This window comes from Aeromonas sp. S9(2024) (assembly GCF_041403185.1).
GTDB classification, from domain to species: Bacteria; Pseudomonadota; Gammaproteobacteria; order Enterobacterales; family Aeromonadaceae; genus Aeromonas; species Aeromonas enteropelogenes.
The window spans coordinates 176,101-197,059 of record NZ_JBGLRE010000005.1; the positions used below are offsets into that span (position 1 = coordinate 176,101).

The 20,959-nt window shown below is 61.4% G+C and carries 18 protein-coding genes; 7 read left to right on the top strand and 11 right to left on the bottom strand.

Translation table 11 applies throughout. From position 1 onward, the window contains the following. Positions 1–60 precede the first annotated feature (60 nt). From ACB028_RS10630 to ACB028_RS10640, 3 genes are all read right to left on the bottom strand, one after another. Positions 61–309 (bottom strand): hypothetical protein, encoded by a 249-nt coding sequence (locus ACB028_RS10630; protein ID WP_026457957.1) that lies wholly within the window; start codon positions 307–309, stop codon positions 61–63. Between the two features lie 309 nt (positions 310–618). Continuing rightward, positions 619–1,668 carry an oxidoreductase gene (locus ACB028_RS10635; RefSeq protein ID WP_371144239.1) on the bottom strand — a complete coding sequence of 350 codons (1,050 nt, stop codon included), beginning with the start codon at positions 1,666–1,668 and terminating at the stop codon, positions 619–621. Positions 1,669–1,782: 114 nt separating this feature from the next. Then, positions 1,783–2,946 (bottom strand): multidrug effflux MFS transporter, encoded by a 1,164-nt coding sequence (locus tag ACB028_RS10640; protein WP_371144240.1) that lies wholly within the window; start codon positions 2,944–2,946, stop codon positions 1,783–1,785. Between the two features lie 236 nt (positions 2,947–3,182). On the opposite strand from ACB028_RS10640, the gene rdgB reads away from it, so the two are divergent. Continuing rightward, complete coding sequence (rdgB, locus tag ACB028_RS10645) at positions 3,183–3,779, top strand: RdgB/HAM1 family non-canonical purine NTP pyrophosphatase (protein ID WP_371144241.1); 597 nt, start codon at positions 3,183–3,185, stop codon at positions 3,777–3,779. Positions 3,780–3,871: 92 nt separating this feature from the next. Then, the gene (hemW, locus tag ACB028_RS10650) at positions 3,872–5,017 is read left to right on the top strand and encodes a radical SAM family heme chaperone HemW (protein ID WP_371144242.1); all 1,146 of its coding nucleotides are present in this window, start codon (positions 3,872–3,874) and stop codon (positions 5,015–5,017) included. Positions 5,018–5,237: 220 nt separating this feature from the next. Here the strand turns inward: hemW and ACB028_RS10655 are convergent, their stop codons facing one another. The 3 genes from ACB028_RS10655 to zntR form a co-directional block, all read right to left on the bottom strand. After that, positions 5,238–5,456, bottom strand: coding sequence for a ribosome alternative rescue factor ArfA (locus tag ACB028_RS10655; protein WP_354688431.1), 219 nt, complete (start codon positions 5,454–5,456; stop codon positions 5,238–5,240). 115 nt (positions 5,457–5,571) lie between these two features. Next, the gene (locus tag ACB028_RS10660) at positions 5,572–6,108 is read right to left on the bottom strand and encodes a dihydrofolate reductase family protein (RefSeq protein ID WP_371144243.1); all 537 of its coding nucleotides are present in this window, start codon (positions 6,106–6,108) and stop codon (positions 5,572–5,574) included. Continuing rightward, positions 6,098–6,535: a Zn(2+)-responsive transcriptional regulator gene (zntR, locus tag ACB028_RS10665; protein WP_268855428.1), complete on the bottom strand. Its 438-nt coding sequence runs from the start codon at positions 6,533–6,535 to the stop codon at positions 6,098–6,100. The genes ACB028_RS10660 and zntR overlap by 11 nt, the downstream gene beginning before the upstream one ends. A gap of 421 nt (positions 6,536–6,956) precedes the next feature. Between zntR and purH the strand changes: the two genes are divergently transcribed. Then, positions 6,957–8,549: a bifunctional phosphoribosylaminoimidazolecarboxamide formyltransferase/IMP cyclohydrolase gene (purH, locus tag ACB028_RS10670; RefSeq protein ID WP_371144244.1), complete on the top strand. Its 1,593-nt coding sequence runs from the start codon at positions 6,957–6,959 to the stop codon at positions 8,547–8,549. Between the two features lie 110 nt (positions 8,550–8,659). Further along, positions 8,660–9,949: a phosphoribosylamine--glycine ligase gene (gene purD / locus ACB028_RS10675; RefSeq protein WP_224210375.1), complete on the top strand. Its 1,290-nt coding sequence runs from the start codon at positions 8,660–8,662 to the stop codon at positions 9,947–9,949. A 119-nt stretch (positions 9,950–10,068) separates the two neighbouring features. Here purD and ACB028_RS10680 read toward each other — a convergent pair whose 3' ends face one another. After that, on the bottom strand, positions 10,069–10,386 hold the full coding sequence (locus tag ACB028_RS10680; protein ID WP_042026978.1) for a hypothetical protein: 318 nt from the start codon (positions 10,384–10,386) through the stop codon (positions 10,069–10,071). Positions 10,387–10,697: 311 nt separating this feature from the next. Between ACB028_RS10680 and ACB028_RS10685 the strand changes: the two genes are divergently transcribed. After that, on the top strand, positions 10,698–11,141 hold the full coding sequence (locus ACB028_RS10685) for an NUDIX hydrolase (protein WP_371144245.1): 444 nt from the start codon (positions 10,698–10,700) through the stop codon (positions 11,139–11,141). A gap of 125 nt (positions 11,142–11,266) precedes the next feature. Further along, on the top strand, positions 11,267–12,409 hold the full coding sequence (gene chrA, locus ACB028_RS10690; RefSeq protein WP_371144246.1) for a chromate efflux transporter: 1,143 nt from the start codon (positions 11,267–11,269) through the stop codon (positions 12,407–12,409). 81 nt (positions 12,410–12,490) lie between these two features. Here chrA and msrB read toward each other — a convergent pair whose 3' ends face one another. The 4 genes from msrB to malQ form a co-directional block, all read right to left on the bottom strand. Continuing rightward, positions 12,491–12,877, bottom strand: coding sequence for a peptide-methionine (R)-S-oxide reductase MsrB (gene msrB / locus ACB028_RS10695; RefSeq protein WP_216993709.1), 387 nt, complete (start codon positions 12,875–12,877; stop codon positions 12,491–12,493). Between the two features lie 68 nt (positions 12,878–12,945). Further along, entirely contained in the window at positions 12,946–15,102 is a 2,157-nt protein-coding gene (gene glgX / locus ACB028_RS10700; RefSeq protein WP_371144247.1) for a glycogen debranching protein GlgX, read from the bottom strand. After that, positions 15,102–17,279 carry a 1,4-alpha-glucan branching protein GlgB gene (gene glgB, locus ACB028_RS10705; protein ID WP_371144248.1) on the bottom strand — a complete coding sequence of 726 codons (2,178 nt, stop codon included), beginning with the start codon at positions 17,277–17,279 and terminating at the stop codon, positions 15,102–15,104. Before glgB ends, glgX begins: the two co-directional genes overlap by 1 nt. 82 nt (positions 17,280–17,361) lie before the next feature. Next, positions 17,362–19,551: a 4-alpha-glucanotransferase gene (malQ, locus tag ACB028_RS10710; protein ID WP_371144249.1), complete on the bottom strand. Its 2,190-nt coding sequence runs from the start codon at positions 19,549–19,551 to the stop codon at positions 17,362–17,364. 345 nt (positions 19,552–19,896) lie between these two features. On the opposite strand from malQ, the gene gap reads away from it, so the two are divergent. Continuing rightward, on the top strand, positions 19,897–20,892 hold the full coding sequence (gene gap / locus ACB028_RS10715; protein ID WP_026457038.1) for a type I glyceraldehyde-3-phosphate dehydrogenase: 996 nt from the start codon (positions 19,897–19,899) through the stop codon (positions 20,890–20,892). Positions 20,893–20,959 lie beyond the last annotated feature (67 nt).

Below are 20,959 nucleotides of genomic sequence, written 5' to 3' on the forward strand. Positions count from 1 at the left end.
GGCCCATAAAAAAACGGGCCCGAAGTTTCCTTCGGGCCCGTCTTCGAATGAGGTGCTGGCTTAGTTGGCCTTGGCATCGCTCACGGCAGCTTCAACCTTGGTGGCTACGTCGTCAGCAGCTTTCTCAACAGTTGCAGTCGCTTCGGAAGCGGCTTTTTCAACGGTAGAAGTGGCTTCGCTGGCCGCTTGTTCTACGGTTGCTGCGACTTCGGCGGCCGGAGTGGCAGCAGGTGCGGCAGCCTTCTCTTCTTTCTGACCGCAAGCGGTCAACATCAGACCCAGGATACCGGCTACCAGTACTTTATTCATGTGTATACCCTCAACAAAAGATGGAGAGATGGTTGTGACAACCATCAAAGTGCGTCCTTTCACCCGGTTTTCCAATCATTGGCCGGGAGCCAAGAGGCGGACGCAATATAGCCCCAACGGTTGCAGATGAAAACGGATATCACAATGACATTTTTTCGTACCATAGATAAAAAGAACTGCTCATTTAGCTAAATTCAACTAAAAATGTCCAAAAAATGGTGATGTAGCACAACTAATCACCATTTTATCTTGCCTGCTTGGTATCTAAACGGTTTTAAGGTTTTGTTTGAATCTTTGTTGTCGGCGTGGTCAGTCAGACAGCTTCTGACAAGCAAGCCGTTTTCCCGAGCTATGGCTCTCGCGTGCCAGATCCAGCAGCGCCATGACCGTCAGGGCCTCTCCGGCGGGCACCGGATTTGCCCCTTCGCCCAGGATGGCGGCGCAGACTCCGCGGTAGTAGGCACCGTAGTCGCCGGCCTCACCTGCGACCAGCTCCTGTTGCAGTTGGCCATCCCGGATCCGGCTGAGCCGGCCTGGCTCGCTGTCCACGCCCCAGTCGGCCGCCGGAGGGCGCTTGCCGAGCTTGAGTTGCTCTTCCTGCACATCCATGCCGAACTTGATAAACGAGCCCGCACTGCCGTGAATGATGAAGCGGGGCATGGTGGCCGACACCAGGCAGCTGCCGTGCAGCACCACCCGCATCTCGCCGTAGCCCAGCACCACGTGGAAGTAGTCATCGCTCAGGGACCCCGGGCGTTGCCCGGCCAGATCGGCCTGCAGCCAGTCGGGCAGACCGAACAGCTGCAGCGCCTGATCCAGCACATGGGGGCCGAGATCGCACCAGAGCCCGGAACCCGGACCGCCCGCCTCGCGCCAGCGCTGGCGCACCTCGGGGCGATAGCGATCGAAGTGCGATTCAAACTGGGCGATCTGCCCCAAGGTTCCCTCTGCCAGCAGGCGGCGCACCGTGAGGAAATCCCCGTCCCAGCGCCGGTTGTGGAAGATGCTGAGCAGCCGCTGCTGTTTTTCCGCCAGTTCAACCAGCGCCTTCGCCTCGGCCAGATCCAGGGCGAACGGCTTGTCGATCACCACATGCTTGCCGGCCTGCAGTGCCTGGCGGGCGAGGGGAGCATGGGTATCGTTGGGGGTGGCGATCACCACCAGATCAACCGTGTTGTCGCTCAGCACCTCCTCCAGCGAACCGACCCGGCAATCGGGCAGATCGGCCCGTACCTTGGCAGCATCGCGGCTTACCACCCAACTGAGGCGAAGGCCCGGAATGGTGCCGAGAAAGGGGGCGTGAAAGGTCTTGCCTGCAAAGCCATAGCCCACCAGGGCGGCGTTGAGAGTCTGGCTCATGGGTGTTTCTCCGCTGACATGAGTCGGGGTCGGGCGCCTGTGCCGGCGGGCGACGGGTCACAAAAAAGAGGAGGGGGCCAGCGGCCCCCGGATGTGCTCATCAGAGCACAGGATTTATTGCAAACACAAGCGCCGTCCCTGGCGGGTCATCAACACCACCAGTGGTGGCAACAGCAGCCACATGTGCAGGGCCAGCTGATCCAGGGGATCCTGCATCAGGGCGCCGGTGAGGCCGACCAGGGCGCCAGCCCCGCTCATCTGGAACAGGCCGAGCAGGGCGGCGGCGGTACCGGCGCACTGGCCGAAGGGGGCCAGCGCCATGCCGGCGGCCGAGCCCAGGATCATGGCAAAGGCGATGCTGGAGAGGAACACGGGGCCCATCATGCCCAGCGGATGGTCAAGATGCATGGTCAGGGTCAGGGTGATGGCCGCCACCAGCAGGGCCAGCAGGCCGATGCGCAGGGTGCGTCTCGGTCCCATTTTGGCAACGCAGCGGGGGGCCAGGAAACAGGCCAGGATGTTCACCGCCGCGTTGGTGGTAAACCAGTAGCTGAAGCCGTTCATATCCAGCCCCAGCTTCACCATCAGCTGCACCGGTGCGGCGGTGACATAGGCGAGGATCACCGCCATCGCCAGCATGCATTGCGCCGCGTTGAACAGGAAGGTGGGGGAGCGCAGCACAGGGCTGTAGCGATCCCAGCTGATGAGAGCTCCCTCGCTGCGGGTATCCTCCGGGCGGGTCTCCGGCATGCGCCACAGCAACCAGCCGCCGACCATCAATGCATATCCGGCCATGAACCAGAAGTTGGCAGACCAGCCCGCCTTGGCGGTGAGCCAGCCACCAAACAGGGGGGCCAGCGCCGGAATGAAGCAGATGGCGCCATTGAGGTAGGAGATCATCTGGCCGCTCTTTTTCGGGCCATAGCTGTCACGCACTACTGAGAAGGCCGCGACCGAGGTGGCACAGGCGCCAAAGCCTTGCAGCACCCGAGCCAGCATCAGCTCCCCGAGGCTGGCGGCGAAGCCTGCGCCCAGTGCGCTCAGGCCGTAGAGCAGTACCCCGCCCAGGGCGATGGGCTTGCGGCCGTAACGGTCGGCCAGCGGTCCCACCAGCAGCTGGCCCAGACCCATGCTGAACAGGAACCAGGTGATGGTGCCCTGCATCAGGGTCACTTCTGCGCCCAGCTTTTCCGCCATCTGCGGAATGGCGGGCAGGTAGATGTCGATGGCCAGCGGGCCGAACAGTACCAGAAGTACGAGCAGAAGGATCAAGGGCATCAGCCACCTCATGAAGACAGGAGAAATCGGTTGGTGCGCGAGTCTACTGAGTCACAGTAATGAATAGAAATGGTATTTAATCACTTCGGTTATTCCTATACGGAAACATGTATTTTTCCGGTAGCAAACAGGACCTTGTGATGGGCCTTGGATGGGGCGGGATTAGTGACAATTGGCGCTTTTACTAAACGGCTGCGACGCATAGAATGCGCAGATTATTTTTGCGGAGGTGTGCGATGAACAAGCTTGTCCTGGCAACAGGGAATCAGAAAAAGGTGAAGGAATTGGCCGCCATGCTGGCCGATATGAAGATCCAGGTGATCCCACAGAGCGAGTTTGCAGTGTCCGATGCCGATGAAACCGGCACCACCTTCGTCGAAAACGCCATCATCAAGGCCCGCCATGCTGCCCGCATCACCGGACTGCCTGCCGTGGCCGATGACTCTGGCCTCGAAGTGGATCTACTGCACGGCCGCCCCGGTGTCTACTCCGCCCGTTTCGCCGGCGACAACGCCAGCGACCAGGAGAACATCGACAAGCTGCTGGGTGAGCTCAAGGGCGCCCCGGATTACCTGAAAAGCGCCCGCTTCTGGTGTGTGCTGGTCTATATGCGCCACGCCGACGATCCCACACCCATCATCTGCCAGGCGAGCTGGGAGGGGATGATCATCGACGAGCCGCGCGGTCAGCACGGCTTTGGTTACGACCCCGTCTTCTTCGTACCGGATCACGACTGCACCGCCGCCCAGATGCCAGGCGATCTGAAGAACCAGCTCAGCCATCGTGGCCAGGCGCTGGCCAAGTTGAAAGAGGCCCTGGCCGCGGCGCACTGAGCCCGGGCACGGCGCCGGGATACTCCGGCAAGCATTTCATCTACAATGGGGGCCGTCAGCCCCCGTTTTTATTTTTGATTAGTGGAATCCCCATGCTGCAACTGCCGCCTCTCTCCCTCTATATCCATGTGCCCTGGTGCGTCCAGAAGTGCCCCTATTGCGACTTCAACTCCCACGCCCAGAAGGGAGAACTGCCTCACCTCGAGTACGTGGCCGCCCTGCTGGAGGATCTGGAGCAGGATCTGAAGTGGGCCCAGGGGCGCCCCCTCTCCTCCATCTTTATCGGCGGCGGGACTCCCAGCCTGCTGACGGTGGCGGCGATGCAGGCGCTGCTGGACGGGGTGCGGGCCCGCATCCCGTTGACGGCGGACTGCGAGATCACCATGGAGGCCAACCCGGGCACGGTAGAGGCGGACAAGTTCGCCGGTTTCCAACGGGCCGGCATCAACCGCATCTCCATCGGGGTGCAGAGCTTCCAGCAGGAGAAACTGACCCGGCTCGGGCGCATTCACGGCCCGGAAGAGGCGCGCAAGGCCGCTGCATTGGCCCACGCCATCAAGCTTCCCACCTTTAACCTGGATCTGATGCACGGCCTGCCGGATCAGAGCCTGGAGGATGCCCTCTACGATCTGCAGCAGGCCATCGATTGTGCGCCACCGCACCTCTCCTGGTACCAGCTCACCATAGAACCGAACACGGCATTCGCCTCCAAGCCACCCCGGCTGCCGGAAGATGACATCTTGTGGGACATCTACGAGCAGGGCCACGCCATGCTCACCGCCAGAGGTTATCGCCAGTACGAGATCTCGGCCTATGCCAAAGAGGGTTATCAGTGTCGCCACAACCTCAACTACTGGCGCTTTGGCGACTATCTGGGGATTGGCTGCGGCGCTCACGGCAAGGTGACGGATCTCGCCAGTGGCCAGATCCTGCGCACCGCCAAGGTGAAACACCCGAAAGGCTACCTGGATCTCGCCCGTCCCTATCTGGACGAGCAGTGGCAGGTCACCGAGGACGATCTGCCGCTGGAGTACTTCATGAACCGGTTCCGTTTGTTTGAACCGGCTCCCAAGGCGGAGTTCGAAGCCTATACCGGTCTGGCGCTGGAGCGGGTGGAGACGGTACTGGACATCGCCCGGAGCAAGGAGCTTATCGAGGATCTGGGGGAGAGCTGGCAGCTCACCCCCCTGGGCCATCGCTATCTGAACGTGCTGCTCGAACTCTTTATGGACGAATGAGGTAACCGCCTTTAACCAGATGGAACACAAGCGGGGCGCCATGAGCGCCCCGCTTGTTTTGGTTCTAAGAACCTGTTCACTGTCTGTCGCGAGAGGCTGTCAGCAAGGTGAAGAGCAGCGCAGGAACCGGAGAAGTACACATGAGGATTCCGAGCAGCACATGAGCCTTGATCACGGCCTCGCAGCAAGATCGTGGACAGGTTCCAAAGCAGAAACCCGCTCAGCAGCAGACGCCTACCATCTGCTGTTGGCCGGGCTCCCACCGCTTGCCGTGCTTGGCCTTGCGCTGATAGCTGCCCTTGCCCTTCTTGCTCGGTTCGACCCGGGCCTGGAACAGGGGAGAGGTCACCAGTGCCTTGAGGTGGTTGTCCTGAATGATGCCGCGCAGATGTTCGCAGGCGGGCTCGGTGGTGACCCGGGTCACCTTCTTCTTGGCCATATCGGCTCCTTGATGGGATTGTCGTGTTTGCCCATCGCCCCTGCCACCACAGAACCGGGGCAGGCGGCGAAAAAACGTGCCGATTGTGAGCCTCTAGCCTCCCCCGCGCAAGGGGTCAGGCAGGACGGTAGACCACGCGCACCAGGCCACTCGGCAGCAGGGTGCTGGAGACGGGAGCGAGCCGATCGGGCAGGGCTCCCGAGAAGAGCGACACCCCGGCCCCCAGGGTGACCGGGACCCAGAACAGGGTCAGCTCGTCAACGACCCTGGCCTGCAGCCCCTGCCTGACCACCTCGCCGCCATCCAGATAGAGGTGGCGGCTCCCCTCCTGCCAGAGCATATCCAGCACCTGTGGCAGCGCCCCCTGCCGGAAGGAGACGCGGTCACGGGAAGCGGCCGGGCGATGGGTCAGCACCACCACTGGCTTGTTCCCGTAGGGCCACTCGGGAAAGGCGCTCACGGTGTCGTAGCTGTTGCGCCCCATCAGCAGGGTGTCTGCACTGGCCATCAGCGCGCTGTAGCCGGTCTCTTCCTGGGAGTCGCCGTAGTAGGGTTCAAGCCAGGTCAGATCGTCCCCCTCCCCCGCAATGAAACCGTCGAGGGAGAGGGCGAGAAAGGCGGATACCCGGGGCCGGCGCAGCTCAGTGCTCATGATCGTGGTGCTCGTGGCGGGAGGGAGCACCGGACTCCAGGGTCTCCAGGATGGCGCAGTGCTCCGCCGAACGCGGGCCGCCGCAGCAGATGTCGGAGAGCTCCCTCAGGTTTTCGCGAAAACGGGTCAGCTCCACGATTTTCTGCTCCACCTGGGCCAGCTTGGCATCGGCCACCGCCTTTACTTCCTGGCAGGTGACCTTGGCCTTGTTGGTGTCGAGGGCCAGCAGCTCGCCGATGTCGGCCAGGGAGAAGCCCACCGACTTGGCGCGGATGATGAACTCCAGTCGCCGTTTGTCCTGCTCGCCGTAGAGGCGATAGCCGGACTCGTTGCGAATGCCCGGCGAGATGAGTCCGTTTTTCTCGTAAAAGCGCAGAGTATCTGCCTTTACCCCGCACGCCTTGGCCAGTTCCCCAATCCGATACATGGCTTGTTCCCCGTTGGATATGCCGCTCAGTAAAAAATCGCCTCCACTATCGCCCCTTTGCCCGTCGATTGCCAGCCAAGGGCGTGAAAGGGACAGATAAAAGTCAGATGAAGGGCATTTTTCCGGTAAAACCCTGAAAGTGAAAACGTTTTGCAAAAATCAACAGGAAAACGTTTAATGCCGCGCCACACAAGGCTTTGTTGTTTTAAAAAATCCCCCACGCGTCACATTTTTTGTGTAGAATACGCGCCCATAAGAGAGCGTCGCGCCAAGCGGGCATTTCTTAAAACACTTTGGCCAGGGACGGGTCCCTGGATAAGAGTGGTTTGCGAAATCCCCCACTTCCATTTATTAGGGGACTCTCTGTGTTGAGCCTCGCCTCCCATGGAACGGTCCCCGTTATGTTGAGGACGATAGTGTGATGGAACAAGCTCGACCCATTCGCCGTGCATTGCTGAGTGTGTCTGACAAGACTGGCATCGTGGAATTTGCCAAGGCACTCAACGAGCGTGGTGTTGCCCTGCTCTCCACTGGCGGTACCGCCAAACTGCTGAGCGACGCGGGTCTGCCGGTGACCGAGGTCTCTGACTATACGGGTTTCCCCGAGATGATGGATGGCCGGGTCAAGACCCTGCATCCCAAGGTTCATGGCGGCATTCTCGGCCGTCGGGATCAGGATGATGCCATCATGGCCCAGCATGCTATCTCCCCCATCGACATGGTTGTCGTCAACCTCTACCCCTTCGCGGCGACCGTCGCCAAGCCTGGCTGTACCCTGGAAGATGCCGTCGAGAACATCGACATCGGCGGTCCGACCATGGTCCGCTCCGCCGCCAAGAACCACAAGGATGTCGCCATCGTGGTCAAGGCTGCCGACTACGACCGCGTCATCCGCGAGATGGACGGCAACGGCAACAGCCTGACCCTTGCCACCCGCTTCGATCTGGCCATTGCCGCCTTCGAGCACACCGCCGCTTACGACGGCATGATCGCCAACTACTTCGGCACCTTGGTTCCTTCTTACGGCGACAACAAAGAGGGTGACGAGGAGTCCCGCTTCCCGCGCACCTTCAACAGCCAGTTCGTGAAAAAACAGGACATGCGCTACGGCGAGAACGGCCACCAGGCCGCCGCCTTCTATGCCGAAGAGCACGCGGCGCCGGGCTCTGTCTCCAGCGCAGTCCAGCTGCAGGGCAAGGCTCTCTCCTACAACAACATTGCCGACACCGACGCAGCGCTTGAGTGCGTGAAGGAGTTCAGCGAGCCGGCCTGCGTCATCGTCAAGCACGCCAACCCGTGCGGCGTGGCCATCGGCGACGATCTGCTGGCCGCCTATGAGCGCGCATGGCAGACCGATCCCACTTCGGCGTTTGGCGGCATCATTGCCTTCAACCGGCCACTTGATGGCGCCACCGCCAAAGCCATCGTCGAGCGCCAGTTTGTCGAGGTGATCATCGCCCCGACCGTGAGCCAGGAGGCGCGCGATGCCGTCGCCGCCAAGCAGAACGTGCGTCTGCTCGAGTGTGGTCAGTGGACCGCACCGGCGGCCGGCTTCGACATGAAGCGGGTCAACGGCGGCCTGCTGGTGCAGGAGCGCGATCTCGGCATGGTGACCCTGGGTGATCTGACCGTGGTCAGCAAGCGCCAGCCGACCGAGGCGGAACTCAAGGATCTGCTGTTCTGCTGGAAGGTGGCCAAGTTCGTCAAATCCAACGCCATCGTCTACGCCAAAGATGGCCAGACCATCGGCGTCGGCGCCGGCCAGATGAGCCGCGTCTACTCGGCCAAGATAGCCGGCATCAAGGCGGCGGATGAAGGATTGACCGTGGCGGGCTCCGTCATGGCCTCCGATGCCTTCTTCCCGTTCCGCGACGGTATCGATGCAGCGGCCCAGGCCGGTATCTCCTGCGTCATCCAGCCGGGTGGCTCGATGCGTGACCAGGAGGTGATCGACGCCGCCGATGAACACGGCATGTGCATGGTGTTCACCAACATGCGTCATTTCCGTCATTGATGGGTCAGGGCCGCCTCAGGCGGCCCTTTTGTTGTCTCTTTTCAACTGACTATTTTCACCGGTCGCGGCGCAAGCCGGGGCGGTGACCACAAATAGAAGCGAGCGAAACGATGAAAGTACTGATCATTGGTAACGGTGGCCGTGAACATGCGTTGGCCTGGAAGGCAAAACACTCTCCCCTGGTGAGCCACGTCTTCGTGGCCCCGGGCAATGCGGGCACCCAGCTGGAGCCGGGGATCGAGAACGTGGCCATCGAGGCGACCGACATCGAAGGACTGCTGGCGTTTGCCAGGGCGAAGCAGATCGGCCTGACCATAGTCGGCCCCGAGGCTCCGCTGGTGAAAGGGGTGGTCGATGCCTTCCGCGCCGCTGGTCAGCCCATCTTCGGCCCGACCGCCGCCGCCGCCCAGCTGGAAGGCTCCAAGGCCTTCACCAAGGATTTCCTGGCCCGTCACGCCATTCCGACCGCCGATTACCAGAACTTCACCGAGGTGGAGCCGGCGCTGGCCTACCTGCGCGAGAAGGGCGCGCCCATCGTGATCAAGGCCGACGGCCTGGCGGCCGGCAAGGGGGTGATCGTCGCCATGACCCTGAGCGAAGCCGAAGAGGCGGTACGGGACATGCTCTCCGGCAACGCGTTTGGTGATGCCGGTGCCCGGGTGGTGATTGAGGAGTTCCTGGACGGGGAGGAGGCGAGTTTCATCGTCATGGTCGATGGTGAGCACGTGCTGCCCATGGCCACCAGCCAGGATCACAAGCGGGTTGGTGATGGCGATACCGGCCCCAACACTGGCGGCATGGGGGCTTACTCCCCGGCCCCCGTGGTCACCCCCGAGGTGCACCGGCGCGTGATGGAACAGGTGATCATGCCGACCGTGCGTGGCATGGCGGCCGAAGGCAACGTCTACACAGGTTTCCTCTATGCCGGCCTGATGATCGATGGCCAGGGCAATCCCAAGGTGATCGAGTTCAACTGCCGCTTCGGCGATCCCGAGACCCAGCCCATCATGCTGCGGATGCAGTCCGACCTGGTGGAGCTCTGCCTGGCGGCCTGCGAGGGCAAGCTGGATCAGAAAGAGGCGCTCTACGATCCCCGCGCCGCCATCGGTGTGGTACTGGCGGCGGGCGGTTATCCCGGCAACTACAGCAGCAACCACCCCATCAGCGGTTTGCCGGTGGATGAGGTCGCGGGCGAGAAGGTGTTCCACGCCGGGACTCGGCTGGAAGGGGATACCAGCCTGACCCAGGGTGGCCGCGTGCTGTGTGCAACCGCCCTCGGTCACACGGTCGCCGAGGCGCAGAAACGTGCCTACCAGCTGGCGGCTCGCATCAAGTGGGATGGGGTTTTCTACCGCAAGGATATCGGCTGGCGTGCCATCGCACGGGAGCAGGATGAGTAATCCCGCCCGTGGCCAGAGTTACGGCATAAAGAGATCAAGGCGCCATTGACGCCTTGATTTTATTGAGACTCTGGTGATGGTGAGTGCGAGCAAGCAATAGCGGTTGCGCTCGCCGGCGGTCAGACGCTGACCTGGCTGATGTCCTCTACCTGCAGCAGCCAGCCTGACGGCTCCTGTTGCGGTTCGCCACTCAGGCGCAGCCGCTCACCACTTTGCACCCACTGCCCCTCGGGCAGGGAGACCAGCAGGCTCTCGCTGCCGTTGTCGAACAGCCAGCGATCATCCCCCAGCGATTCGATCAGATAACCTTCCATCTCCACTCTGGACTCGGTTTGCCAGGATGGCGCAACGGAATCACGGCTCTCGATGAAATCCCCCTGAACACCAAAGCTGGCTAGCCCCCACAGAATGGAGAGCCCGACCAATGATGACTGCATCTTGTCTCTCCTCTTTTGGAACTGCTGGGCCAGTATGGGAAGAGAAAACTGAGCGCACCATGAACAGGTTGGCAAAGTGCAGGCGAGATCGCGAAAAAAACCATTCTGTGGCCAGATTTTGTCATTTTATGATGAATGGATCACACTCGCTGGCGGCTTTCGCTACCATTTGCGCCATTGCCGGGTTATTCAACCCCGTGGCAATGGCGCGCCAGACCGTATCGACAGGTCCGATTGGCACTTGCACCCCGGTGTCATAGGGCCTAAGGTGGGCCCCTGTTCATGTTGTCGTATCGCAAGGAGCTTCTCGTATGGCCACTCCCTATCCCCGGGTCGGTGTCGGCGTCATCCTGACCAACAGCCAGGGCCAGGTGCTGCTCGGCAAACGCAAGGGAAGTCACGCCCCTTACTGGTCCATTGCGGGCGGCCATCTGGAGTTGGGAGAGAGCTTCGAGTCGGCGGCCATTCGCGAGGTGGCCGAAGAGACGGGCTTTGTCATCAGCGACCCCAGGGTCATCGCCGTCACCAACAATCTGGAGACTTGGCGCGAGAGCGGATTGCACTACATCTCGGTCACCCTGCTGGCCGAGGTGGCAGGCGAGCCGCAACTGCTGGAGCCGGAAAAGTGCGAAGGCTGGGTCTGGTGCGATCCCCGCGCGCTGCCAGAGCCTCATTTCGATGCCAGTCGCCAATCCATCGCCTGCTGGCTGGCCGGTCGTTGCTATCTGCCACAGCCAGGCCAGGAGACATCATAACCATCGCCAGCCGGCTGACCGTTCACTGCGATTTGCCAGCGGGATCACCCGAATAGTCATAACAGGTTCATCCCTTTGTCATATCATCCCGCCAGTGCCTTTTATAACAAGACAGGAGTGGTGGCGTGGGGCAGGTGTTTATTCAGTTTCTGTGGCTGGGCTGCGTCAGTTTCGGTGGGCCGGCCGCCCATATCGGCTATTTTCAGCGTACCTTCGTCGAGCGGCTGCGCTGGCTGACCCAGGCCGAATTCGCCCAGTTACTGGCCCTGTGCCAACTGCTGCCGGGACCCGCCTCCAGCCAGCTTGGCTTTGCCATCGGTCGCCACCGTGCGGGTCTGGCGGGCGCCCTGGCCGCCTTCATCGGCTTTACGCTCCCCTCCTTTGTGTTGCTGCTGGCCGCCGCCATCGGCGTGGGCCTGCTCACTGACAACCTCTGGCTGGAGGCCGCCCTGCACGGCCTCAAGCTGTTGGCGTTGGTGGTGGTGGCCGATGCCGTGCTCACCATGAGTCGCCAGTTCTGCAAGACGGTACTGCAACAGGGGATCATGGTGGTGACCGCTGCCGCCCTCTGGTGGCACCCCGGCCTCTTGACCCAGCTGGTCATGCTGGCGGGCGCAGCCCTGCTCTGCGTACGTCAGGGGGAGGGCACAATGGCGGCGGCGCCGCAGGCTGGCGAGCGGCGCCAGCCGCACTGGCCGACCCTGTTGCTGTTTGCCCTGCTGTTCATCGGTCTGCCACTGCTGGCAACGGATCCCGCCAGCCGTCTGGCCGCCGATTTCTATCAGGCTGGCAGCCTGGTGTTTGGTGGCGGTCACGTGGTGTTACCCCTGCTGCAGGAGAGCGTGGGGCATACCCTCGACCAGCAGCAGTTTCTGACCGGCTACAGCCTGGCCCAGCTGGTGCCGGGCCCCATGTTTACCCTCGCTACCTACCTGGGGGCCCAGCTGTTGCCTGCAGCGCCGTTTGCGGGGGCCTTGCTGGCGACGCTGGCCATCTTCCTGCCGGGATTTCTGCTGCTGTGGGCCATGGGACCCTGTTGGCAGAGCTGGTTGGCCAACCCCAGGCTGGCGGGGGTGGTGACGGGGATCAATGCCGCCGTAGTGGGACTGCTGCTGGCCGCCCTCTATCAGCCGGTGTGGCAGAGTGCCGTTTTGGCGCCAACGGATCTGGCGCTGGCCGCCATCGCTTTCTATCTGCTGAGAGTCGTGAAGCTGCCTATTCTGGCCATTGCCGGCCTGCTGGTGGGGACAACCCTGCTGCTGGCCTGATGGCAGGCATGACTGGAGCCCAGTAAAAACAGGCGCCCCTGATGTCAGGGGCGCCGTTTTTTATTGCTCGGGATAACTTGCTCAGCCTTCGGGATCGAAGTCCAGGCTCAGGCTGTTGACGCAGTAGCGCTGGCCGGTCTCGGTCGGGCCGTCCGGGAAGACGTGGCCCAGATGGGAGCCGCACTGGCTGCAGGTGATCTCCACCCGCTTCATGCCGTGGCTGTTGTCTTCGGTGTAGGTCACAGTCCCCTCGATGGCCCGGTCGAACGAAGGCCAGCCGCAGCCGGAGTCGAACTTGGCATCCGAGTGAAACAGCACGCTCTTGCAGCAGACGCACAAGTAGTCACCACTCTTGCGGTTGTGCAGCAGGGCGCCGCTGTAGGGGCGCTCAGTGCCTTTCTCCCAGCAGACGTGAAACTGCTCGGCGCTCAGCTTGTCGCGCCACTGTTCGGGGTTGTTACTGCTCATTCCGACTCCTCGCCACTGATAACGGTGCCCAGCATAGCGGCTCCGTAAAGCTGACTCCAGCATGCCTGTTATGGTTTGCCTGCATCTGTGATCGGGTTGGCAGGCGGCGCCACCACGGTGGCGGGAAGATGCGCCTCCTCATGGGGCAAGGCTTCTTCTGCCTGCTCATCGCGCACGATCCGTTCCAGCAGCTTGAGGGAGTGGGCCCGGCTGACCGCCACCTGGCGCTTGATGTCGTCAGGCAGGAACGGCAGGCCGTCGTTGGTGGCCGTGTCTATGGTCTGGATCCACTCCATTCCCTCGCCGGGCGGGGGCAGGCGGAACTGGATATCGTAGTCGCTGGCGTTGAACAGCACGTACCAGCGCTCCCCGGGGCAGGTGATCATGCCGATGTCCATGGCAAAGGCCTGGCCCATGGGGGCGTGCCAGTCCTGATCGGTGAGCTGATGACCATCCGGGTGATACCAGTTGACCTGATGGCAGCTGGCGGGGGCACCGTTCCAGCTGTCGTCGCTCAACTGCAGATTGGAGAAGACCTCTGACTCCGCCCGCAATGCCATCATCTGCTGGGTGAAGGCAAACAGCCGCTCGTCTTCCGGTCGCCACTGCCAGTTAACCCAGCTTATCTGGTTGTCCTGGCAATAGGCGTTGTTGTTGCCAAGCTGGCTGCGCCCCATCTCGTCACCGGCCAGGAAGTGCGGCGTGCCCTGGGAGAGCAGCAGGGTGGCGATCATGTTGCGCTTCTGCTGCTGGCGCAGGTTGTTGACCCGCGGATCCAGGGTCGGCCCCTCCACGCCGTAGTTGTTGGAGAGGTTGTTGCCGTGGCCATCCCGGTTGTCCTCGCCGTTGGCCTGGTTGTGGCGCTGGTTGTAGGAGACCAGATCCTCCAGGGTGAAGCCGTCGTGGTAGCAGAGGTAGTTGACGCTGGAGTGGGGGGCGCGCCAGTTCTTCGGGAAGAGATCCCGCGAGCCCACCAGCCGGGTGGCAAAGTCCCCCATCTTGCCAGCGTCGCCACGCCAGAAGGCGCGCACAGTGTCGCGATAGCGATCGTTGATCTCCAGCCACTGGCTCGGGAACTGGCCGAGGCGATAACCGAACGGGCCTATGTCCCAGGGCTCGGCGATAAGCTTCACCTGTGACAGCACAGGGTCTGCCATCAATGCCTTGAAGAAGGCCCCCATGGGATCGAACTCGCCAGCCTCTCGCGCCAGTGTCACCGCCAGATCGAAACGAAAGCCATCTACCTGCATCTCGGTGACCCAGTAGCGCAGGGCATCCAGCACCAGCCTCAGGGTGTTGGGATGATCCAGATTGACGCTGTTGCCACAGCCGGTCACGTTGGCGTGACGGCTGTAGTCGGGACCGTGTGGGCCCGCCTCGAAGGCGTAGTAGCCCGCATTGTCGAATCCCTTGAACGACAACATGGGACCGTCGAAGCCCGATTCGGCGGTGTGGTTGTAGACCACGTCCAGGATCACCTCGAGCCCGGCCTTGTGCAGCTCGCGCACCATGGTTTTGAACTCGGTCACCGCCTCGCCCGTATGCGCGCTGTAGCGCGGTTCGGGGGCGAAGAAGGCGACGGGGTTGTAGCCCCAGTAGTTGCTGAGCCCCAGTTGCTCGAGCCTGGGTTCGGACATGAAGGCCGCCACCGGCATCAGCTGCACCGAGGTGATGCCGAGGGACTTCATGTGTTCGATCATCAGCGGGTGGCTGATGCCAAGGTAGGTGCCCTGCAGCGCCTTGGGGATCCCCGGATGCTGGCGGGTGAAGCCCTTGACGTGGGCCTCGTAGAGGATGGTGCGGGCCGGTTCGATGGCTGGCTTGCCGATCCCCTGCCAGTCGAAGGCGTCATCCACCACCACCGACTTGGCCATCATGGCCGCACTGTCTCCTTGATAGAGGGCGTCGTCCCAGTAGAGGGGACGGCTGAGGGCTCGGGCATAGGGGTCGATCAGCAGTTTGTCCGGATCGAACAGCATCCCCTCTTGGGGCGTGCCATGCACCCGATAACCATAACGCTGGCCGGCCCGAACCCCGCGCACATAGCCGAATCGGTACTGGCCGCGTCGGCCAGGCAGTTCGAGCCGTGCCTGTTCCTGCTCGTTGTTGTCAAACAGGCAGAGTTCCACCCTGTCCGACTGGGGGGCCCAGACGCAGAAGTGGCAACCTGCTTCATCAAGACGGGCCCCCAGGGGGTGGCCCGACCCTTTTTCCATCACCAGCATCAGGACTCCTGTTTGATAAACAAGGTCGCCAAAGGCGGCAGATCCAGCACTATGCTGTGCGCCATTCCCTGCCAGGGGGTTGGCTCGGCGGCGAACACCAGACCCACATCATAGTTGCTGCCCCAGTAATACTCGCTGTCGGTGTTGAGCACCACCCGGTAGTGGCCCGCCGCCGGTACGCCGAGGCGATAGTCGGTGCGGGGAACCGGGGTGAAGTTGGCGGCGACCATGATGGCCTGCTCGCCCTCCTTGTCTGCTCGCAGCCAGGCAAAGATGCTGTTGTCGGCATCGTTGTGATCGAGCCAGCGAAAGCCGGTCTGCTCGTAATCGGCCTGATAGAGGGCCGGTTCGTGGCGATAGAGGTGGTTGAGGTCGTGGATCAGCCGCTGCTGGCCGGCATGTTTGGGGTATTGCAGCAGGTGCCAGGGCAACTGGGCATCGTGGTTCCACTCGTTGCTCTGGGCGATCTCGGTGCCCATGAAGTTGAGCTTCTTGCCCGGGTGGGCATACATGAAGCCCATGTAGGCGCGCAGGTTTGCCGCCTGCTGCCACTCATCCCCCGGCATCTTGTAGAGCAATGAGTGCTTGCCGTGCACCACCTCGTCGTGGGAGAGCGACAGAATGAAGTTCTCGTCATAGTGGTACACCATGGAGAAGGTCATGTCGTTGTGGTGATAACGGCGGTGAATAGGCTCTTTTTGCATGTAGGTGAGGGTGTCGTGCATCCAGCCCATATTCCACTTGAAGCCAAAGCCCAGGCCACCCAGGAAGGTGGGGCGCGAAACCCCGGCAAAGGCGGTGGACTCCTCGGCGATGGTCATGGCGTGAGGATACTTGCCGTACACCTCCTCGTTGGTCCACTTCAAGAGGCTGATCGCCTCGTAGTTGTGGTTGCCGCCATCGACGTTCGGCACCCACTCGCCGGCGTTGCGGGAGTAGTCCAGATAGAGCATGGAGGCGACCGCATCCACCCGCAGGCCGTCGACGTGGAACTTGTCGAGCCAGTAAAGAGCGCTCGCCACCAGGAACTGGCGTACCGTATCGCGGCCGAAATCGTAGATGTAGGAGTTCCAGTCCGGGTGCCAGCCACGGCGCGGATCCTCGTACTCGTACAGCGGCGTGCCGTCGAAGCGGGCCAGGCCATGGGCATCGGAGGGGAAGTGGGCTGGCACCCAGTCGAGGATGACGCCGATCCCGGCCTGGTGGCAACTGTCGACGAAGAACTTGAAGTCGTCTGCGCTGCCATAACGGCTGGTGGGGGAGAACATGCCCACCGGCTGATAGCCCCAGGAGCCACTGAACGGGTGTTCGGAGACCGGCAGTAGCTCGATGTGGGTGTACTCCATCTCCCGCACATAGTCGACCAGTTCCACCGCCAGCTCGCGCCAGCTCAGGCTGTCGCCGTTGGAGTGACGCTTCCAGGAGCCGATATGCAGTTCGTAGATGGAGATGGGCTGCTCGCGCTTGTCGTTGCGCTGGCTCGCCACCCAGTCCGTATCCTGCCACTGGTACTGATCATGGTCATAGACCACGGAGGCGAACGACGGGTACTGCTCGCAATAGAAGCCCACCGGATCGCTCTTGTGGGGCAGGCGGTTGCCCATGGGGTCTTTCAGTTCGAACTTGTAGCGCTCCCCGGCCTTGAGACCCGGCACGAACAGCACCCAGTGGCCGCACAGACTGCGCTGCATCGGATGGCGGCGGCCATCCCAGAAGTTGAAGTCGCCGATGAGGCTCACCGAGGTGGCGCTCGGCGCATAGACCGCAAAACGAACCCCTTCCACCCGCTGGCCGAGATGCTCCACGGTGCGCAGCTGGGCGCCCAGGGTGTGGTAGAGGTTTTCCGGCTGCCAGGTCAGTTCGGCGAGCCCTTCCCAGGCGGCGTCCTGGAACTGGTAGGGGTCTATGACGTCGGTGGTGGTATTCGGGTAGCTGACGATCAGCTGGTAGGGGAAGGGATTCTTGCGGCGGGTGAAAACAGTTTCAAAAAGACCTGTGTCATCGGAGGACGCCAGGGTGGCAACAACTTTGCCCGATTTGAGGTCCCTGACGCGAACTTCGGTGGCATCAGGCAACCAGGCGGTCAGTTTGAGGCCGGGCCCATCCGGATTGGCCTGCAGGCCTAAATGAGAGAAGGGATCGGAACAGCGGGCAGCAACCAAACGTTCAACGAGCATCGATATTTCCTTTCATGACAGATCATCCGCTCCGGCCAGCGCCGGAGCAGATTGAGGTGAGTCAGCTGTACGCGACAGCGGCTCAACGACTGGCCTCATCACGGGCACGGCTCATCTGGCCGGCCAGCGCCTTGAGCGCCTCATTGGCAAAAATATCCTCAAGATCGGCGGAGAGCTTGCGGCGCCAGTTGGGGTATTCGTAACTGGTGCCCGGCACGTTGACCGGCTTGTCCATCTCCAGCCAGTCTTCCAGCTGGGTGCTGAACAGGGCGCAGCTGCCACGGGACATGTGGATCTGCAGGCCATGGTTGAGCTCGGTATTCATGCCAACCCAGTTGACGTCACGGCTGATGTTGTCAGAGATGACGTTGTGGGCGTGCAGGCTGTCGAGGATCCGCTGTTTGGCCTGGTGGCGATCAGCATACAGGGTCTTGAGTACGTCTTCATCCGGATACAATCCGAGCTCGCGTCCCAGCGCCAGATCGTCGCAATGCCAGAAGCCCTTGAGGGTCGGCATGTCGTGGGTGGTCAGGGCCGACATCGCCTGCTCGGCGTAGTGGGCCGGGGAGATGAAGCCACCGTCCTCCTTGGAGCGCTCGAAGAAGAACACCTTGTAGGAGTGGACGCCGTTCTCCTTCAGGGTCACGTCGATCCCCTCCGGCACAGTGCCGAGATCCTCGCCGATCAGCAGGCACTGATTGCGGTGGGATTCGAGGGCCAGGATGCCGAGCAGGTCGTTGACCGGGTAGTAGATGTAGGCGCCCTTGGCGGCGGACTCTCCGGGCGGAACCCACCACAGGCGCAGTAGCGCCATCACATGGTCGATGCGCAGGGCGCCGCAGGAACGCATGTTGGCGCGAAACAGATCCACCATCGGCTGATAGGCGGCCTCGAACAGTTGGTTCGGATTCATGGGGGGCAAGCCCCAGTTTTGACCAAGGGGACCCAGAATATCGGGCGGCGCACCGACCGAAGCTTTCGGGCAGTAGAGATCCTGGTTGGCCCAGATCTCGGTAGAGCCTTCGGAGACACCCACCGCCAGATCCCGGTAGATCCCCATCACCATGCCGGCGGCCTTGGCGCGGGCATCGGCCAGGGCCAGTTGCTCGTCGGCGAGGAATTGCAGATACAGGTAGAAGGCCACATCCTGCTGGTGTTGCGAGGCCCAGGCGGCGACCGCCGGGTTGTGGTAGTCACGGAAGGCCTCGGGCCACACCGGCCAGCCCCAGGCGTTTTCGCCCTTGGCATAGAAGTAGGCCTGCAGGGCATCGAAGGTGGCCTGTTGTTGCAGACTGTCGCCACCGGCGGCGACAAAGCTGTCGAATGCAGCCTGACGTTCGGCGCTGAGTTTGGCCTGGTCAAACACCTGGCGCAGCATGGCGATCTTGGTTTCGATGACGCCTGTGTAGTCGACGTTCTCTTTGGCGCGCAGCTCGGTCAGGCGCTGCTGGAAGGCGGGGCTTGCCACTTCCGCTTTGAGGCGCTCGTTGCCCTGGAATTCGGGGACGGTTTCCACGTCGATATAGGCGACGTTGAGCCAGCGACGGGATGAAGGGCTATAGGGGCTGGCGCTCTCCGGATTGGCCGGATAGAGGGCGTGGATGGGGTTGAGGCCGACGAAGTGGGCCCCCCAGGCGGCCGCTTTCTCGACCAGCTGGCCCAGATCGCTGAAATCGCCGATACCCCAGTTGTGGCGGCTGCGCAGGCAGTAGAGCTGCACGCTCGGGCCCCACACCTTGCGGCCATTGGCAATGGGGGGCTGCTTGTAGCAAGCCTTGGGCGCGACGATGAGACGCATGGTGGCCAGCGGTTCGTCATTGCCCTCTTCCAGCAGCACCAGCTGGTGGTAACCCAGCTCCGGGGTCATCGCCAGGGTGACGCGATAGGCCTGGCACTCCATCTCCTCGAATTCGGCGACGCCGACCAGCTCGCCCTCGATGGGGATGAACTGACCGGACAGCACGGCACCCTGCTCCTGCTGGAGCTGCCAGGTGAGGGCGTCATTGACGAATTCGATGGGGAGGCGGACTTCGAGGGTCACCGGCTCGCCGGTGCGAACCACCATCACGGGATCCAGCGCGCGCAGCCAGTGCTGGCGGTGCTCCTGCTCCAGCTGCTCGGTCAGGGCTGCTTCGTCATCGACGCGATAGCCCATGGCGCCCAGCATGGCGGCCTTGCTCTCTTCAGACACCTGGGCCGGTTGGCCCCAGGCATCGACATACTCGCTGGCGATGCCTTTTGCGGCAGCCAGCTGTTCGATCAGGGTGGTCATAGTTTGAGAATTCCCGCTGTGGATTCTATCTATACTATTTTGATTAATTTTTATGGGTGGTACTTGAACAGTGGCTCTTTGGCCATGCTAAACCGCGTTCATTTTTACATATCTGTCGTTATGGTTGTGTGACCGAGTAGGCACTATTGTTGATAATTGCGAAGGGGGCAAACAGGATGTTTTTTTGTCAAAGTACGGTAATCAGTTACATAAACAGAAAATAAATTTCACAGTTTTTCATGATATAGCGCAATTTCGGACCGAATGTTGGTTGACTCACCGTAGAGTTCTAGTAAATTTACAAGCGGAATTTTCTTTGACTACTGAACAGTTAGGTAACTAAATATGACTATCAAAGTAGGTATTAACGGTTTTGGCCGTATCGGTCGTTTCGTATTCCGTCTGGCTTGCGAGCGCAACGACATCGAAGTTGTTGGTATCAACGACCTGATCGACGTTGACTACATGGCTTACATGCTGAAGTACGACTCCACCCACGGTCGTTTCAACGGTACCGTTGAAGTTAAAGACGGCAACCTGGTTGTTAACGGCAAAACCGTACGTGTTACCGCTGAGCGTGACCCGGCCAACCTGCGTTGGAACGAAATCGGTGTTGACGTTGTTGCCGAAGCTACCGGTCTGTTCCTGACCGACGAGACCGCTCGCAAGCACATCGCTGCCGGTGCCAAGAAAGTTGTTCTGACTGGTCCGTCCAAAGACGCTACCCCGATGTTCGTTATGGGCGTTAACCACGCTACCTACGCTGGCCAGGACATCGTTTCCAACGCTTCCTGCACCACCAACTGCCTGGCTCCGATCGCCAAAGTACTGAACGACACCTTCGGTATCGAGTCTGGCCTGATGACCACTGTTCACGCTACCACTGCTACCCAGAAGACCGTTGATGGTCCGTCTGCCAAAGACTGGCGCGGTGGCCGCGGCGCGGCTCAGAACATCATCCCGTCCTCTACCGGTGCTGCCAAGGCTGTTGGCGTAGTTATCCCGGAACTGAAAGGCCTGCTGACCGGTATGGCTTTCCGTGTTCCGACTCCGGACGTATCCGTTGTTGACCTGACCGTTAACCTGAAGAAAGCTGCCACCTACGCAGAAATCTGCGAAGCGATGAAAGCTGCTTCCGAAGGCGCGATGAAGGGCGTTCTGGGCTACACCGAAGACGAAGTGGTTTCTACCGACTTCTTGGGTGAGCGTCAGACCTCCGTATTCGACGCCAAGGCTGGTATCCAGCTGACCGACAAATTCGTTAAAGTTGTATCCTGGTACGACAACGAAATGGGCTACTCCAGCAAGGTTCTGGACCTGATCGCTCACATCTCCAAGTAATTTGGGATGCGCAATCGCGTAGCTTGAAAAAGGCGGCCACTGGCCGCCTTTTTGTTTTTCGGTTCCC